The organism is Psychrobacillus sp. NPDC058041 (assembly GCF_042885655.1).
Lineage (GTDB): Bacteria > Bacillota > Bacilli > Bacillales_A > Planococcaceae > Psychrobacillus.
Map to the genome: position 1 here is coordinate 1 of NZ_JBHVRO010000019.1, position 16,612 is coordinate 16,612.

Here is a 16,612-nt window from a genome sequence, read left to right on the forward strand (position 1 = left end):
ACACGGAAGTTAAGCTCTTCATCGCCGATGGTAGTTGGGGGTTTCCCCCTGTGAGAGTAGGACGTCGCTAGGCACTATAAAAAGTCGTTACCGAGAAATCGGTGGCGGCTTTTTTTCTATTAATATGGTTGCCGAAGGAAACGTGAAGCGAATTTCGAGAAAGTGTAGGAGCAAAGAGTTCGAGAAAGCAAAGGGAGAGACTCGTAGCATAAATATACGCGAGAATCGAACGACTCTGTTGACAAAGAGATCTGCCGTTCATCTGCTTTTGTAGCAAGTACACAGAAGTGAGGCTCGCTTACCGATGGTAGTTGGTGTTTCCCCTGAGAGTAGGGTGATGTCGCTAAGCACTATAAAAAGTCGTTACCGAGAATTGGTAGCGGTTTTAATACTTACAATTCTAAAAAAATGTTTCATCACATATTTACCCATATATGATAATTTGTTTTCGAAATTCTTTATAGATTGAAAGTAGAGACAACTCATTATTTGTGAAATTTAATCTCGCTTACTATAAAATTGGTCTTGCTTTTGAGTCAACTGGTCTCGGATACGTGTGAATTAGTCTCGTTTATAACATAAATAGTCTCGAAGTGCCATTATATAAATTATTGTGGATAATAATTCCAGTGTATTTCGAACAATGGATTGCTTTATGATTAAGCAAATTCCTTACATTGAAAAAATTTATTATCATGAGAGCCACTCTTTGGTCATTTAAAGTTGTAGTGAACATTAATTCAATGTATGCTGAGAGAAATATTTCTAAACCTTATTCTTTTGGCTGGCTATTTTTTTGAGGGTTATTGTAGCAATCGTTATTTATAAAGTTCTACATTAATAAGCAGAAACAACGTATTCTAATCTGTTTTTATCATACATGGTTCTGTTTTATTAAGAGAAAGAAATAAGAATAAATAAAAAGGGAGAAAAAAATGATGACAATTTACGATTTTACTGTTAAGAACAATAAAGGAGAAGAAATTTCTTTACATAAATACAAAGGACAGACAATGATTATTGTTAATACTGCTAGTCATTGCGGTTTCACGCCACAGTTTTCTGAACTACAAAAATTGTACGAAACCTATAAGGAAGAAGGTCTAATTATACTTGGATTTCCTTGTAACCAATTTAATAACCAAGAATTCGATGATATGGAAAGTACATTGGAATACTGCCAATTAAATCATGGAGTAACTTTCCCTATGTTTCAAAGAATAGATGTTAAAGGAAAAAATGCGCATCCACTGTTTCAATATTTAGTATCTGAGAAAAAAGGATTTTTATCGGATTCAATTAAATGGAACTTTACAAAGTTTCTTATCAATAAAGAAGGAAAAGTGGTAGACAGATATGCTCCTCAGACTTCTCCTTTAAAGATCGAAGAAGTTCTTAAAAAACTACTTTAATAGAAAAGTTTGAATACTTGTTTTATTTTCTAGTTCTTGACAGTGTACCGTGGCGCTGATAACCTTACAATAATATTCACTTATAGAGGAGGAAATTAGGAAAATGTGGGAGTCTAAATTTCAAAAAGAAGGTTTAACGTTTGATGATGTTTTACTAGTTCCAGCACAGTCGGAAGTGCTACCAAAAGACGTAAATTTGTCTGTTCAATTAACCCCAAAAATCAAATTGAACATACCAATGATTAGTGCTGGTATGGATACCGTTACCGAAGCAAAAATGGCAATTGCAATGGCTCGTCAAGGTGGTCTTGGTATTATTCATAAAAACATGAGTATTGAAGAACAAGCTGAACAAGTAGAAACGGTTAAACGTTCTGAGAATGGTGTTATTACAGATCCTTTTTTCTTAACTCCAACTCATCAAGTATATGATGCAGAACACTTAATGGGAAAATACAGAATTTCTGGTGTCCCAATTGTAAATAATGAAGAAGAACAAAAGTTAGTTGGAATTATTACAAATCGGGATTTACGTTTCATTCAAGATTATTCTTTAATAATTGATGAAGTAATGACGAAAGAAAAGTTAGTAACTGCTGCAGTTGGTACTACTTTAGAAGATGCAGAGAAAATTTTGCAACAATATAAAATTGAAAAATTACCAATTGTAGATGAAGATGGAGTTCTTAAAGGTTTAATTACAATTAAAGATATTGAAAAAGTTATTGAATTTCCTAATGCAGCAAAAGACCAACATGGACGATTATTAGTTGGTGCTGCTGTCGGAGTTACAAAAGATACAATGCACCGTATTGAAAAGCTTGTTCAAGCACATGTAGATGTTATTGTAATCGACACGGCACATGGGCATTCACAAGGTGTTATGGACACTGTTAAGAGTATTCGTGAAGCATATCCTGATTTAGACATTATAGCTGGAAATGTAGCAACTGGTGAAGCAACACGAGCTTTATTTGAAGCAGGGGCAGATGTTGTAAAAGTAGGTATTGGTCCAGGATCTATCTGTACGACTCGAGTTGTAGCTGGTGTTGGTGTTCCACAGATTACTGCTGTATACGATTGTGCAACTGAAGCTCGTAAAGTTGGAAAAACAATAATTGCAGATGGTGGAATTAAGTACTCTGGTGATATTATTAAAGCTCTTGCTGCAGGTGGACATGTTGTAATGCTAGGAAGCTTACTAGCAGGTACGACCGAAAGTCCTGGAGAAACAGAAATCTTCCAAGGTAGACGCTTTAAGACTTACCGTGGTATGGGGTCAATTGCAGCTATGGAAAAAGGTTCGAAAGATCGTTATTTCCAGGAAGAAGCGAAAAAGTTAGTACCAGAAGGAATTGAAGGTCGTCTTCCATACAAAGGTCCACTTGCAGATACCGTTCACCAACTACTTGGTGGAGTTCGCGCTGGTATGGGGTATTGTGGAACAAAAGATTTACAGGACTTACGTGAAAATGCTCAATTCATTCGAATGACGGGTGCAGGTTTAAGAGAAAGTCATCCACATGATGTGCAAATTACGAAAGAAGCACCTAACTACTCCATATCATAAGTAACATATTATGAACTTTTTGCACCCATTAAACGTCTTTATATAGGCAAAATGGGTGCTTTTTTTGTCGATAGTGCTAAGGTGTAACAAAGTGTGTTAAAATGGGCATTGAATAAACTTATAGTGGGGGTACAGTAGTGAAGAAAGTTTGGATGACATCAATGATTAAATGGCTAGTACTTCCTATGTTTCTTGTTTCGGTTGTATGTGGAATACCGACTGTTACAAAAGCTGAGGAAAGTTTGAATTTAAATGTAGATGCTGCGATATTAGTTGACGCTGATACAGGTAAAATTTTATATGAGAAGAATGCTGAAGCACCATTAGGAATTGCAAGTATGACTAAAATGATGACGGAGTATTTATTATTTGAAGCGATTAAAGAAGGAAAGATATCTTGGGATCAACAGTATTCGGTTACGGATTATACATACAGAATTTCTCAAGATCGACGATTAAGTAATGTACCACTTCGTCAAGATGGTAGCTATTCAATTCGTGAACTTTATGAAGCAATGGCAATATACTCCGCAAATGCTGCAACAATAGCAATAGGAGAAACAATTGCTGGCACGGAAGAAAATTTTGTGAAGTTAATGAATAAAAAAGCAGAAGAAATGGGTTTAAAAGGATATAAGTTTGTCAATAGTACAGGTTTGAATAATGCAGATTTACAAGGTATGTATCCAGCTAATTCAGGCGCTAACGATGAAAATGTTATGCCAGCTAAATCAGTAGCTACACTTGCTTACAGATTAATGAAGGATTATCCCGAAGTATTAGAAACAACGAAGATAGCTAAAAAAACGTTTCGTGAAGGGACATCAGATGCAATCGAGATGAGTAACTGGAATTGGATGTTACCAGGGCTAGTATACCAATATGAAGGTGTAGATGGATTAAAGACAGGTACAACAGAATTTGCAGGACATTGTTTTACGGGAACTGCTACAAGAAATGGAATGCGTGTTATTGCGGTTGTGATGAAGGCTGTAGATGCAAATGGAGTTGGTTCTTATAAAGCTCGATTTGATGCAGCAAGAGCATTATTTGACTATGGCTTTGCACAATTTTCTAAAACAGAAATAATACCAGCAGGATATAAAATCCCTGATAATGAAACACTTCCAGTTGAAAAAGGAAAACAAGATTCAGTTAAAATTGCTGTTAAAGATCCAATTTCAATGGTTATTAAAACAAGTGAAAAAGATCTGTACAAGCCAATTTTCACTCCTAAAGAAAAATCTTTAGAGGCGGAAGTTAAAAAAGGTACTGTAGTTGGTACAGTTCATCTCGAAAAGACAGAGGGAACAGACTATGGTTATGTTACTGATAAAGCAACAGAAGTAAATGTGGTGACAACAGAAGATGTGGATCGAGCTAGTTGGATTAGTTTAATGTTTAAGGGAATTGGGAAATTCTTCGGCAATTTATGGCATAGTACAACTGATTTTATTGGCGGTCTATTTTAAAATGAAAACACCGTAATCTCTTAATGAGGTTACGGTGTTTTTCTTATTTCCCATGCGTTTATTAATGCGTTTATGGATGATGGGATATCGTTAGTATCTATCCCCCCAAAACCTAGAACTATTTGAGGGTCAGAATCATTTTCCAAATCACCAGTTATATACTCTCGAAGACCATATACTCTAATTCCGGTTTGTCTAGCAAGTGCTATCAACTCTTCTTCTCTTTTACAAGTACGGATTGTTAATAAAATATGCATCCCGGATTGTTCACCGGAGATAGTAACAATTGGATTAAAGTTAGCTATAGTTTTTGTTACAATTTCTAACTTTCTTTTATAAATTTTTCTCATTTTATTTAAATGCTTTGCAAAATGACCTGAATCCATGAATTTGGTTAATATTTGCTGATCCATACGTGGAACAGTAGCGGCATAGTAGGAAAACTTTTGCTTGTATTGCATGATTAGAGATTCAGGTAAAACGGCATATGCAATTCGTAAAGAGGGCATTAATGATTTAGAAAACGTACTTAAATAGATGACTCGTTGATTTTGATCAATTCCTTGTAAAGAAGGGATTGGTCTACCTGTGTATCTAAACTCACTATCGTAATCGTCTTCTATAATATATCGATTATCTTGCTGATAAGCCCAAGATAAAAGCTGACTTCGCCGAGTGGCAGAAAGAACAGCCCCCGTAGGAAACTGATGGGAAGGTGTGACATACATGACTGTAGCGTTTGTATCATCCAATTTTGACACGACAGCACCTTCTGAATCTACAGGAATTGGAATTGATTTTTGTTTATCGTCTAGAAATAAATGATGAGTAAGTGGATACCCAGGGTTTTCAATTCCATATATAGCTTCTTTGCCAAGTAAACGAATGATTAACGGCATTAATTGCTCTGTTCCAGATCCAAGTATAATTTGTTCGGGTGTACACTTTACACCACGTGATTGGTATAAATAAGAGGAGATTTGTTGTCTTAATACATAATCACCTTGAGGGTGTCCAAGTTGAAGAAAGTCTTTGTTCACATCATTAATTATTTCTTTGGAATATTTTCTCCATACGGAAAAAGGAAATGATTCAGTATCAATTTTACCAGGAGAAAAATCGATAGAAATCGTATCCATTTCCTTCTCCTCCATAACGATAACAGGAGATTCTTTTTCTATAAGCGCTAATTCTTCTAAGTTTTGTACATAAAAGCCTTTCCTTGCTTCGGAAGAAATAAAACCTTCTGCGACTAGCTGACTATAGGCAAATTCAATGGTTGTTTGACTAATTGCCAAGTACTCTGCCAACTTTTTTTTTGAAGGAAGTTTAGCTCCTTCTTTGATTGTTCCGTCTATTATTGCTCCTTTAATCTCATTGTAAAGTTGTTCGTATAAAGGTGTATGAGTATCTTTTTCTAGTTGAAACATAAGATAGTCCATTTTCATTGTCAATCTGACCCCTTCGTTTAATTAAGTTTTGACACTTTTAAAATGGTCACTTTTTTTATTATACTACATTCATAAAGAAATATGGAGGGAAATAATAATGACGATAAACTTAACTGGGACAGATCGAGTAAAACGAGGAATGGCTGAAATGCAAAAAGGTGGCGTTATTATGGACGTTATTAATGCAGAGCAAGCAAGAATTGCAGAAGCAGCAGGGGCAGTAGCAGTGATGGCATTAGAACGTGTACCATCAGATATTCGTGCAGCGGGTGGGGTTGCTCGTATGGCAGATCCACGAATTATGGAAGAGGTAATGGGGGCAGTAACTATTCCAGTAATGGCCAAAGCACGTATTGGGCATATTACAGAAGCACGTATTTTAGAAGCAATGGGAATTGACTATATTGATGAATCGGAAGTGTTAACTCCTGCAGATGAAGAATTTCACTTACGAAAAAGTGAATTTACAGTTCCTTTTGTTTGTGGATGTAAGGATTTAGGAGAAGCTGCTCGTCGTATTGGAGAAGGAGCTTCTATGCTTCGAACAAAGGGAGAACCAGGAACAGGAAATATCGTAGAAGCGGTCCGTCATTTGCGTAAAGTAAATGCACATGTTCGAAAAATCGTTCATATGAACGAGGATGAGTTAATGACGGAAGCAAAAATCATAGGAGCACCTTATGATGTTCTATTACAAATTAAACATAATGGTAAATTACCGGTTGTAAACTTTGCTGCAGGTGGTGTAGCAACTCCTGCGGATGCCGCTTTAATGATGGAACTTGGAGCGGATGGAGTATTTGTTGGTTCAGGAATATTCAAATCAGAAAATCCAGAGAAATTTGCTCGGGCTATTGTAGAAGCAACTACACATTACCAAGACTATAAATTGCTTGTAGAAATTTCAAAAGACTTAGGAATTCCGATGAAGGGAATTGAAATTTCTCGTTTATCTGCACAAGAACGTATGCAAGATAGAGGGTGGTAAAATGGTTAAAATAGGAGTTTTAGCGCTTCAAGGAGCGGTTCGAGAGCATGTTCGTTCAATACAAGCATGTGGTGCGGAAGCTATTACTGTAAAAAGTTCGAGCGATTTAGCTTTAATAGATGGATTAATTCTTCCAGGTGGAGAAAGCACAACGATGTGTAAACTAATTGATCGGTTTGATATGCTCCTACCTCTTCAACAATTTGCAGCTGCAGGAAAACCAATGTTTGGCACTTGTGCGGGGTTAATTTTACTTGCTAAACATATTGTAGGATATAATTTGTCACATATTGGGGCACTTGATGTGACAGTAAAGCGTAACTCTTTTGGTCGACAAGTAGACAGCTTTGAAACTAAACTAAACATTAAAGATAAGCAGCAGATTTTCCAGCAGTATTTATACGTGCACCTCATATTGTGGAAATAGCGGATGGTGTAGAAATAATTGCTACTTTTGAAGGGAGAATCGTAATGGTGAAAAAAGACAACATACTTGGTTGTTCCTTTCATCCAGAACTGACCGAGGATTATCGAATTACTGCATATTTTACTGAAATGGTAAAGGAAACGCTTGCAAAAAAAGTAAACCTATAGTAAAGTATGAGTAATTTCATGATTTAAAAACGATGATAGGAAGTAGTAGCAAGCACGTTTTTTATAGAGAGTCAGCGGTTGGTGTAAGCTGATATAAACACTTGCGAATCCATCCTTTGAGTTGCTCGACTGAACTTTTAGTAAGTCGTAGCCGGTTGAAATGCCGTTATTGAACAAGTGGATTTGGTGTTTTGCTGGATCAATCAGGGTGGTAACGCGGGTAGCTCTCGTCCCTTTTATAGGGATGAGGGCTTTTTTGTCGTTTTTAACTGTATAAGCAATGTATATAAATACGCTTATTGAATGTGGTTAAAATCTCTGGCGGATGTCACAGATTTTATGCCAAGGCAAATTTAATTAAAATTGAGGAGGAAATTACATGTTAGATGTGAAGTTTGTAAGAGATCATTATGAAGAAGTAAAAGCCAAACTTGCTAAACGAGGAGAAGAGATTTCAGAATTTGATCAATTCTTGCCATTAGATCAAAAACGAAGAGAACTGATTGCAAAAACAGAAGTATTAAAAGCAGAAAGAAATGAGTTTTCACAAAAAATATCAGAAATGAAAAGAAATAAAGAAAACGCGGATGAACTAATTGCTCGTATGCGTGAAGTTGGCGATGAAATAAAAAAATTAGATGATGAATTAAGAGATGTTGAGGGAAAATTTGAATATATGATGATGCGTATTCCGAATATTCCACACGACAGCGTTCCTATTGGTGATTCTGAAGATGATAATGTGGAAATTCGTAAATGGGGAGAAGTTCCTTCTTTTGAATTCGAAGCAAAAGCTCATTGGGACATTGCAACAGATTTAAAAATAGTTGATTTTGAGCGAGCAGCGAAAGTTACAGGAAGTCGCTTTGCATTTTATTTAGGTTTAGGTGCGAGACTTGAACGTGCTTTAATAAATTTCATGATGGATTTACATTCAGAAGAGCATGGATATGCGGAAATGCTTCCACCTTATTTAGCTAATCGTACGAGCTTAACAGGGACTGGGCAACTTCCAAAGTTTGAGGAAGACGCATTTTTAGTAAATGAAGAGGATTATTTTTTAATCCCTACCTCAGAAGTACCTGTAACAAACTATTATCGTGATGAAATTTTAGGTGGAGAACAACTTCCACAAGCATTTGCGGCATTTAGTGCTTGCTTCCGTTCTGAAGCAGGTTCAGCAGGTCGCGATACGCGAGGACTAATCCGTCAACATCAATTCAATAAGGTAGAACTAGTTCGTTTTGTGAAACCAGAAGAGTCATATGAGCAGTTAGAGCTTCTAACGGGTCATGCAGAAAAAGTTTTACAATTATTAGGTCTTCCATATCGTGTACTTAATATGTGTACAGCAGATTTAGGTTTTACTGCTGCCAAAAAATATGATCTGGAAGTTTGGTTACCAAGCTACGGCGAGTACAAAGAAATTTCTTCTTGCAGTAATTTTGAAGATTTCCAAGCTCGACGTGCAGGTATTCGCTTTAGAAGAGAAACTGGAGCAAAACCGGAATATGTACACACTTTAAACGGAAGTGGACTTGCGCTTGGTCGTACTGTTGCAGCTATATTAGAAAACTATCAACAAGCAGATGGTACAGTAGTAGTTCCAAAAGTATTAGTTCCTTACATGGGTGGAAAAACAGTTATAAAATAATAGGGAGAACAAGAAACACTATTTAGAGGTGTTTCTTGTTCTTTTTTTGTGCTCGTAGATTGCGAAAAAATTGAGTAAGAAGATTCCCGCATTCTTCTGCTAAAATACCTTCTGATACTTCACACATATGATTAAATCTACTGTCGTTTAAAAGATGATAAAGCGAATCTACACATCCAGCTTTTACATCTCTTGCCCCGTATACAACCCGGGGGATACGGGATTGCAAAATAGCACCTGCACACATTGGACAAGGTTCTAAGGTGACGTATAAAGTGGTTTCCTCTAATCTCCAACTGCCAATCTTCTTACAAGCTTCTTGAATGGCTAGTAGCTCTGCATGTGTAGTGGCATTTTGTGTAGTTTCTCTTAAGTTAAAAGCCTTTGCAATAATTTCGTTTTTATATACAATAACTGCTCCAATTGGTACTTCTCCAAGATGTGCAGCTTTTTTAGCTTCTTCTAACGCAATATTCATATAGTGTTCATCCAATTAGAATCAACCCCTTTACCTTAAGTGTAGCATGTTTTATTTACCTCTTGCATATTGTATTTTGAAGGAGTGATCGATTGATTTATGTGGTGAAAAGTGGAGATAGCTTATACTCCATAGCAAAGCATTTCGGTACAAACGCGGCAACAATTGCCTCTATCAATGAACTACCAGACCCCGATGTGTTAGTCATAGGGCAAGCACTAGTTTTACCTTCTACTCCTAGTCCAGATAGACCAATTATTGACACAAATTTATATGTAGAGTGGTATACGGAAATCCCATCCCAGCATGTAATTGACCAAGTTGAAAAAGCTGCACCTGGGTTAACGTATTTGATGCCTTTCGCTTATGAAGTTTTACGAGATGGATCATTGACAGCGATGAATTGGGGTAAATTATCTGATGTAGCAAAGAAGCATCAAGTTGAGACCGCAATTGTGATAACAAATATTGAAAATGGAGCATTTAGTGATACACTAGCCCATACTATTTTTACGGATGAACAGGTGAAACAAAATGTATATAAGCAAGCGGTGGCTCAAGCTAATGCTAGAGGAACAACACATATTCATACTGACTTTGAATATATTGCTAAAGAGGACCGAGAAAACTATGTAGCTTTTTTAAAGGGATTAAAAGAATTTGCTAAAGGATTTATGATTTCCTCTAGTCTTGCACCAAAAACGGGTGCTAATCTAAAAGGAAAATGGTATGAAGCGATCGATTATAAGGCAATTGGTGAAGTAGTAGACTTTGTTGTAATAATGACTTATGAGTGGGGGTATAGTGGAGGACCACCAATGGCTGTTTCTCCAATAGGTCCAGTTCGAAAGGTGCTCGAATATGCAAAAACAGAAATAGAATCTAAGAAAATTATGATGGGACAAAATTTATACGGATATGACTGGACGCTTCCTTATAAACCCGGAAATCCATTTGCTAAAGCAGTAAGTCCTCAGCAAGCTCTCAAAATAGCAAAGGAACGAAATGTAGCAATAGAGTACGATCAAATTGCTCAAGCTCCTTTCTTTCATTATTGGAAGGATGGAAAAGAGCATGAGGTATGGTTTGAGGATGCTCGCTCTATTCAAGCAAAATTTAAATTATTGAAAGAACTAAAACTTCTAGGAATCTCCTATTGGCATAGTGGTTTTGACTTTCCACAAAATTGGTATCTATTAAATGAAATGTTCCGCGTGAAGAAAAAATAGGAGCAAATTTGCCTTTCGTATAGAAAGGTTGATTTGCTCTGTTTTTCGTTTTCTCACTATGATAAAATAAAAGGCACGACTTGAAATATTAGAGCGAGGTTAAAAATTTATGTCCATTCCATTTATAACAGTAGAAGGCCCAATAGGGGTAGGGAAAACCTCATTAGCCAAAGCAATTGCTTCTAACTATCAATTTGAATTATTAAAAGAGATCGTGGATGAAAATCCTTTTTTAGATAAATTCTATGACGATATTGCAGAATGGAGTTTCCAAACGGAAATGTTTTTTCTTTGCAATCGTTATAAACAATTAAGTGATATCCAAAAAAACTACCTGTCAAAAACAAAAGCAGTAACAGCAGACTATCATATATTTAAAAATTTAATTTTTGCTAAACGTTCGTTAAAAGAAGTAGAGTATGAAAAGTATGAAGCAATCTATAAAATTTTAACGAATGATATGCCTGTTCCAAACATGGTTATCTATTTAGATGCTAGCTTAGATGTTCTTTTTAATCGTATTGATATGCGGGGAAGAGATTTTGAAAAGAAAATAAGTACAGATTATATGAAGCAGCTTAGAGAAGATTACCGTATATTTATCGATGACTTTGAAAAAAAACATCCAGAAGTGCCTGTTCTTCGGTTTAACGGAGATGAAATTGACTTTGTTAATAATGGACAAGACTTACAACTAATTTTAGAAAAAATAGATGCAACATTACATAGAAGGAGTTTTTAAACATGAATATGAGAGAGAAGTACGGCATTCCTCCTAATGCGGTTATAACAATTGCTGGAACAGTTGGAGTAGGCAAATCTACAATGACAAAAGCTCTTGCTGATGCATTACACTTTAAAACATCTTTTGAAAAAGTTGATTCAAATCCATATTTAGATCGTTTTTATGAAGACTTTTCGAAATGGAGCTTTCATTTACAAATTTACTTTTTAGCAGAACGCTTTAAAGAGCAAAAGAGAATGTTTGAATATGGCGGTGGATTTATTCAAGATCGATCCATTTATGAGGATACAGGAATATTTGCCCAAATGCATAAAGAGAAGGGAACGATGGATCCAGTAGACCATGAAACCTATACTAGTTTGTTTGAGGCAATGGTTATGACTCCGTATTTTCCGCATCCAAATCTGTTAATTTATCTTGAGGGGTCTTTAGATGATATTATTGATCGAATTCATGATAGAGGACGTCCTATGGAGCAGCAAACACCAATATCCTATTGGGAAGAAATGCATGGAAGATATGAAAGATGGATTGATTCGTTTAATGGATGTCCTGTACTTCGTTTGAATATTAACGACTATGATATCGTTCAAAACCCAGAAAGTGTAGAAGCAATCATTGGGAGAATTGGACACTTTATGGAACAAACAGAAGCATTAAGAAAATAATTAAAACCCTCTTGCAACTATACGCAAGAGGGTTTTATTTCATAAAAAAAGAACGTAACTATTAAAGTCACCTTCGTAATATTCTGAACACGGTAGTTTAAGAAAAATTCGTTACCAATGCAACGAATTCAATCTCAAATTTATGCGTGTGTGTATTTAAAAAATGGAGGAGGAAGAGGGATTCGAACCCCCGCGCGGTATGACCCGCCTGTCGGTTTTCAAGACCGATCCCTTCAGCCAGACTTGGGTATTCCTCCGAAGTACATGAATTAATTTATCACGGATAAAAATCAAAGTCAATACATTTGAAGAATTTTTTAAAAAAAATAAAACAAAGTGATTGCTAAAATAAATGTAGTTATATCAATAGTTAGTGATGAACATAGCAATTATTTAAAACTTATATTCTCTTATTCATTGATTTTTTTAAAAAAAATGCGTATACTAATTATGCCGTGCTAGGTGGGAAGGTAGCGGTGTCTTGTAACTCGCAATCCGCTCTAGCGAGACTGAACTCCTTCTCTGAGGTTGAATACATGTAGGGTCTGGTATTTGCACGTGATGTTGACGTTTGGGTCCTGCGCAATGAGTGCCCATGAACCATGTCAGGTCCGGAAGGAAGCAGCATTAAGTGGTGCTTTCTCATGTGCCGCGGGGTAGCCTAAACCGAGTTAACGACAAGGGTGCCGCTTATGTGTTTCAAGCGAAGGAAGGTGCACGGCAATAATTTTAAAAATATCCACTCATTTGTCTAATAGACGAATGAGTTTTTTTTATATTAAACCTATGCATTAATAAGCGAAGTGATTGCTTCTTTATGGTATAATAAATTTACTATTTAACTTAAAATGAGAAGGAGGGGAACTTGTTGTCGTATCAAGCTTTCTACCGCGCTTATCGACCTCAGTCGTTTGCAGAGATGTCCGGGCAATCCCATATTAAACAAACACTTCAAAATGCCCTCCTTTACAATAAAACTACACATGCGTATTTATTTTCAGGTCCACGTGGAACAGGGAAAACAAGTGCAGCTAAGATTTTTGCAAAAGCGTTGAACTGTGAAAACGGGCCAACTAAAGAACCATGTAATATTTGTGTAACATGTAAAAGTATTGCGGATGGTTCCAACACAGATGTGATTGAATTTGATGCAGCTTCTAATTCTCGCGTGGAAGAAATGCGAGATATTATTGAAAAAGTTCGTTTTGCGCCTTCAAATGCTCGTTACAAAGTGTATATTATAGATGAAGTGCATATGCTTTCTACAAGTGCTTTTAATGCGTTGCTAAAAACATTAGAAGAACCGCCAGCGCATGTTGTGTTTATTTTGGCAACAACTGAACCACATAAGATTCCCTTAACAATTATCTCTAGATGTCAACGATTTGATTTCAAAAGAATTACTTCCACCGACATCGTTGCTAGAATGAAAGAAGTATTAAATGATGCTAATATTGAATATGATGAACATGTATTAAAAATCATAGCCCAAGCAGCTGCAGGAGGGATGCGTGATGCCCTAAGTATGCTCGATCAAGTAGTATCGTTTAGTGGAGAGAAGATGACACTAGAGGATGCATTACTTGTAACAGGCTCCATTGGTCAAGATGTCTTTTTTCAGTTAGCGACGGCATTAATTGAAAAGGATATAGCGAAAGCTTTAAGCTGTGTCGAACAACTAGTAGATGATGGGAAAGATCCTGTTCGTTTAACGGAAGACTTCATTACATTTTACAGAGATTTACTTGTGTTAATTGTTGCACCCGAACAAACAGAGCTTTTGGAAATAGCTACTGGAGACGTTACCTTTCTAGATTTAGCTTCTAAGTTTCCAATAGATACATTGTATAAAAGCATCTCTATTTTGACGAATACGCAACAAGAAATGCGGTTTTCTAATCATGCAAAGGTTTATCTAGAAACAGCTATTATTCGATTAGCACAAGTTCCTAGAGAAGCATCCTTATCTAGTGAAAGTAGCACAGAGCTCGAACAGAAAGTAAAATCACTTGAAAATCAGTTACAACAACTGCAACAACAAATTAGCCAAGGGATTATACCTCAAGCAAATGCGGTACAGGAACAACCAAAAAAACAACGTCAGAGATCAACATCTGGGGTCAAAGTATCAAGTGGTCGCATACATGAAATATTAAAAACTGCAACAAAAACAGACATTCAAACAATTAAATCTCAATGGGCTAGTATTTTACAACAGCTTCAAGTATCACATGCAGCACTTTTAAATGATGCTGAACCAGTTGCAGCATCATCAAGTGCATTTGTGTTAAAATTTAAATATGATATTCATTGTCAAATGGCTTTAGAGAATAAAACCTTTTCTACCTCTTTTCCTCAACTCATTACAAATCTAACTGGAACTGTATACGAAGTAGTGTATGTACCAGAGGAGAGTTGGTTGAAAATAAGAGAAGAATTTATCAAACAAAATGGCTTAAAACAAAGTCATACAGAAAATGATGAATCTAAGCCTAGTATGGCAATGGAGCTTTTACATGATATGGAAGAAATATCAGAAGATCCATTAATTGTAGAAGCAGAAAAGTTATTTGGAAAAGAATTTGTAGAAGTACATGACGACTAAGGAGGAAATTAATTATGCGTGGAATGGGAAATATGCAAGGTATGATGAAGCAAATGCAAAAAATGCAAAAGAAAATGGCGGAGGCCCAAGAAGAACTAGGTAATCAACGCTTTGAAGCAGTTGCAGGCGGTGGAATGGTAAAGGTTGTTGTTTCTGGACATAAAGAAGTATTGGAAGTAGAGCTAGACTCAGCAGTAGTAGATCCAGAAGATATAGAAATGCTTCAAGATTTAATTGTAATTGCTACAAACGAAGCGATTAAAAAAGCAGAAGAAACGACGAACTCCACGATGGGTCAATTCACGAAAGGATTGAACCTCCCTGGCATGTTCTAGGAGGAATAAAACATGCACTATCCTGAACCAATATCGAAACTAATAGATAGTTTTATGAAATTGCCAGGAATCGGGCCCAAAACTGCGGCTCGACTGGCATTTTTTGTATTAACAATGAAAGAAGATACTGTTTTAGACTTTGCGAAAGCGTTAGTAGACGCAAAAAGAAACTTAAGTTATTGCTCTGTTTGTGGTCATATTACTGATATTGATCCGTGTCATATATGTCAAGATCAACAACGTGATTTATCAATGATTTGTGTAGTCCAAGATACGAAAGATGTAATAGCTATGGAGAAAATGAGAGATTACAATGGATTGTATCATGTTCTTCACGGAGCCATTTCTCCAATGGATGGAATAGGACCAGAAGATATTAATGTTCCTTCACTTTTAAAAAGATTACAGGACACACAGGTGGAAGAGCTAATACTTGCAACAAACCCTACAATAGAAGGAGAAGCAACAGCTATGTATATATCTCGTCTTTTGAAACCTTCTGGTATTAAGACAACTAGAATTGCACATGGTTTACCAGTAGGTGGAGATTTAGAGTATGCGGACGAAGTAACTTTGTCCAAAGCTTTAGAAGGTCGCCGAGAGCTGTAAGGGAGTTGTAGTAAAATGTTTTTCCAAAAAGGTAAAATAAAAAAAGAGTTTGATGATCAGTTTGTGAATCTAATAAAAGCTACAAAAGAAGATTGGCAACAAACACAATTAATAGAAGATTATTTAAATGACTATGATTTAGATGTAGTGGCAAAAAGAAAGATTGCAGAGAGTATACATTTCTATTTATATAAAGAGGCAAAAATTCGAAATGTCATTTTGAAATAAGAATGATAGTGGTACTAGCTTCATATACTAAGAGATAGTGATTTTATGGAGGAGAGATGTTTCATGAAGTTAGTTATCATTGTATGCTCGCTATTGCTACTATTGTTTCTTATGTTTAGATCATCATTTTCAAAAGTATTGGAAAGTTTACCTTTCTTTTTATTTCGTTTAGGTTTTTCGTTTTTTTTACTGTTTGGAGTGCATTTACTTTTAGGATTGTTTGGTTATCAAGTTCCTATTAATTTGTTTACGGGTGCGATGGTAGCGGTATTAGGAGTGCCTGGTGTAGCCTCTGTATTAGCTATTTCTATATTAATTTAATTTATTTTTTAAAAAGTGTTGACTTATAAAGAATAAGAGAGTAATATTGTAGAAGTCGCCAAGAGGTAAACGAAACGGCAGACAACATGAACATTGAAAACTGAACATGCAAAACGTTAAGAAATATAGCTTAAAAGACTAACTTCGGTTAGCTTGAGAGCAAAACAATTTTGACATCATTTAATGATGATGCCAGCAAAACAAAATGAGCTTTTTAAGTTCTCTATTATGGAGAGTTTGATCCTGGCTCAGG

Annotated in this window: 15 protein-coding genes, 1 tRNA gene, 1 rRNA gene, 1 other RNA gene, 1 pseudogene and 1 other annotated feature; of the genes and pseudogenes, 16 read left to right on the top strand and 3 right to left on the bottom strand. The window is 36.0% G+C overall.

Annotation, left to right across the window (positions count from 1 at the left end; translation table 11 throughout):
- The 4 genes from rrf to ACFVR1_RS19030 all read left to right on the top strand — a co-directional run.
- Positions 1-73 (top strand): 5S ribosomal RNA (rrf, locus tag ACFVR1_RS19580); the annotation flags it as partial.
- A gap of 862 nt (positions 74-935) precedes the next feature.
- On the top strand, positions 936-1,412 hold the full coding sequence (locus ACFVR1_RS19020) for a glutathione peroxidase (protein ID WP_387586262.1): 477 nt from the start codon (positions 936-938) through the stop codon (positions 1,410-1,412).
- A gap of 103 nt (positions 1,413-1,515) precedes the next feature.
- Positions 1,516-2,982 (top strand): IMP dehydrogenase, encoded by a 1,467-nt coding sequence (gene guaB / locus ACFVR1_RS19025; RefSeq protein WP_387586263.1) that lies wholly within the window; start codon positions 1,516-1,518, stop codon positions 2,980-2,982.
- A 137-nt stretch (positions 2,983-3,119) separates the two neighbouring features.
- On the top strand, positions 3,120-4,454 hold the full coding sequence (locus ACFVR1_RS19030) for a serine hydrolase (protein WP_387586264.1): 1,335 nt from the start codon (positions 3,120-3,122) through the stop codon (positions 4,452-4,454).
- Between the two features lie 29 nt (positions 4,455-4,483).
- On the opposite strand, the gene pdxR is transcribed toward ACFVR1_RS19030, so the two are convergent.
- The gene (gene pdxR / locus ACFVR1_RS19035) at positions 4,484-5,896 is read right to left on the bottom strand and encodes a MocR-like pyridoxine biosynthesis transcription factor PdxR (protein ID WP_387586273.1); all 1,413 of its coding nucleotides are present in this window, start codon (positions 5,894-5,896) and stop codon (positions 4,484-4,486) included.
- Between the two features lie 112 nt (positions 5,897-6,008).
- Here pdxR and pdxS point away from each other — a divergent pair, with 112 nt between their 5' ends.
- From pdxS to serS, 3 genes and pseudogenes are all read left to right on the top strand, one after another.
- The gene (gene pdxS, locus ACFVR1_RS19040) at positions 6,009-6,893 is read left to right on the top strand and encodes a pyridoxal 5'-phosphate synthase lyase subunit PdxS (RefSeq protein ID WP_387586274.1); all 885 of its coding nucleotides are present in this window, start codon (positions 6,009-6,011) and stop codon (positions 6,891-6,893) included.
- A 1-nt stretch (position 6,894) separates the two neighbouring features.
- Positions 6,895-7,487, top strand: a pseudogene (gene pdxT / locus ACFVR1_RS19045) (pyridoxal 5'-phosphate synthase glutaminase subunit PdxT).
- Positions 7,488-7,510: 23 nt separating this feature from the next.
- Positions 7,511-7,725 (top strand) — a binding site (T-box leader).
- Positions 7,726-7,866: 141 nt separating this feature from the next.
- A complete protein-coding gene (gene serS / locus ACFVR1_RS19050) occupies positions 7,867-9,141 on the top strand; it encodes a serine--tRNA ligase (RefSeq protein WP_387586265.1) in 1,275 nt (424 codons plus the stop codon).
- A gap of 22 nt (positions 9,142-9,163) precedes the next feature.
- Here the strand turns inward: serS and tadA are convergent, their stop codons facing one another.
- Positions 9,164-9,619, bottom strand: coding sequence for a tRNA adenosine(34) deaminase TadA (gene tadA / locus ACFVR1_RS19055; RefSeq protein WP_387586275.1), 456 nt, complete (start codon positions 9,617-9,619; stop codon positions 9,164-9,166).
- Positions 9,620-9,720: 101 nt separating this feature from the next.
- On the opposite strand from tadA, the gene ACFVR1_RS19060 reads away from it, so the two are divergent.
- The 3 genes from ACFVR1_RS19060 to ACFVR1_RS19070 all read left to right on the top strand — a co-directional run bounded on the left by ACFVR1_RS19060 (position 9,721) and on the right by ACFVR1_RS19070 (position 12,261).
- Complete coding sequence (locus tag ACFVR1_RS19060; protein ID WP_387586276.1) at positions 9,721-10,848, top strand: glycosyl hydrolase family 18 protein; 1,128 nt, start codon at positions 9,721-9,723, stop codon at positions 10,846-10,848.
- 109 nt (positions 10,849-10,957) lie between these two features.
- On the top strand, positions 10,958-11,590 hold the full coding sequence (locus tag ACFVR1_RS19065) for a deoxynucleoside kinase (RefSeq protein ID WP_387586266.1): 633 nt from the start codon (positions 10,958-10,960) through the stop codon (positions 11,588-11,590).
- 2 nt (positions 11,591-11,592) lie between these two features.
- Positions 11,593-12,261 carry a deoxynucleoside kinase gene (locus tag ACFVR1_RS19070; RefSeq protein ID WP_387586267.1) on the top strand — a complete coding sequence of 223 codons (669 nt, stop codon included), beginning with the start codon at positions 11,593-11,595 and terminating at the stop codon, positions 12,259-12,261.
- A 164-nt stretch (positions 12,262-12,425) separates the two neighbouring features.
- Here the strand turns inward: ACFVR1_RS19070 and ACFVR1_RS19075 are convergent.
- A tRNA-Ser gene (locus tag ACFVR1_RS19075) sits at positions 12,426-12,518 on the bottom strand.
- Positions 12,519-12,714: 196 nt separating this feature from the next.
- Between ACFVR1_RS19075 and ffs the strand changes: the two genes are divergently transcribed.
- The 6 genes from ffs (at position 12,715) to ACFVR1_RS19105 (ending at position 16,359) form a co-directional block, all read left to right on the top strand.
- Positions 12,715-12,982, top strand: an RNA gene (ffs, locus tag ACFVR1_RS19080) — signal recognition particle sRNA large type.
- 147 nt (positions 12,983-13,129) lie between these two features.
- Positions 13,130-14,866 (top strand): DNA polymerase III subunit gamma/tau, encoded by a 1,737-nt coding sequence (dnaX, locus tag ACFVR1_RS19085; protein WP_387586268.1) that lies wholly within the window; start codon positions 13,130-13,132, stop codon positions 14,864-14,866.
- Positions 14,867-14,880: 14 nt separating this feature from the next.
- Positions 14,881-15,201: a YbaB/EbfC family nucleoid-associated protein gene (locus ACFVR1_RS19090; RefSeq protein WP_387586269.1), complete on the top strand. Its 321-nt coding sequence runs from the start codon at positions 14,881-14,883 to the stop codon at positions 15,199-15,201.
- A gap of 12 nt (positions 15,202-15,213) precedes the next feature.
- Positions 15,214-15,810: a recombination mediator RecR gene (gene recR, locus ACFVR1_RS19095; RefSeq protein WP_387586270.1), complete on the top strand. Its 597-nt coding sequence runs from the start codon at positions 15,214-15,216 to the stop codon at positions 15,808-15,810.
- A gap of 15 nt (positions 15,811-15,825) precedes the next feature.
- Entirely contained in the window at positions 15,826-16,038 is a 213-nt protein-coding gene (locus ACFVR1_RS19100; protein ID WP_387586271.1) for a YaaL family protein, read from the top strand.
- Between the two features lie 63 nt (positions 16,039-16,101).
- Positions 16,102-16,359 (top strand): pro-sigmaK processing inhibitor BofA family protein, encoded by a 258-nt coding sequence (locus tag ACFVR1_RS19105; RefSeq protein WP_387586272.1) that lies wholly within the window; start codon positions 16,102-16,104, stop codon positions 16,357-16,359.
- Positions 16,360-16,612: the final 253 nt, after the last annotated feature.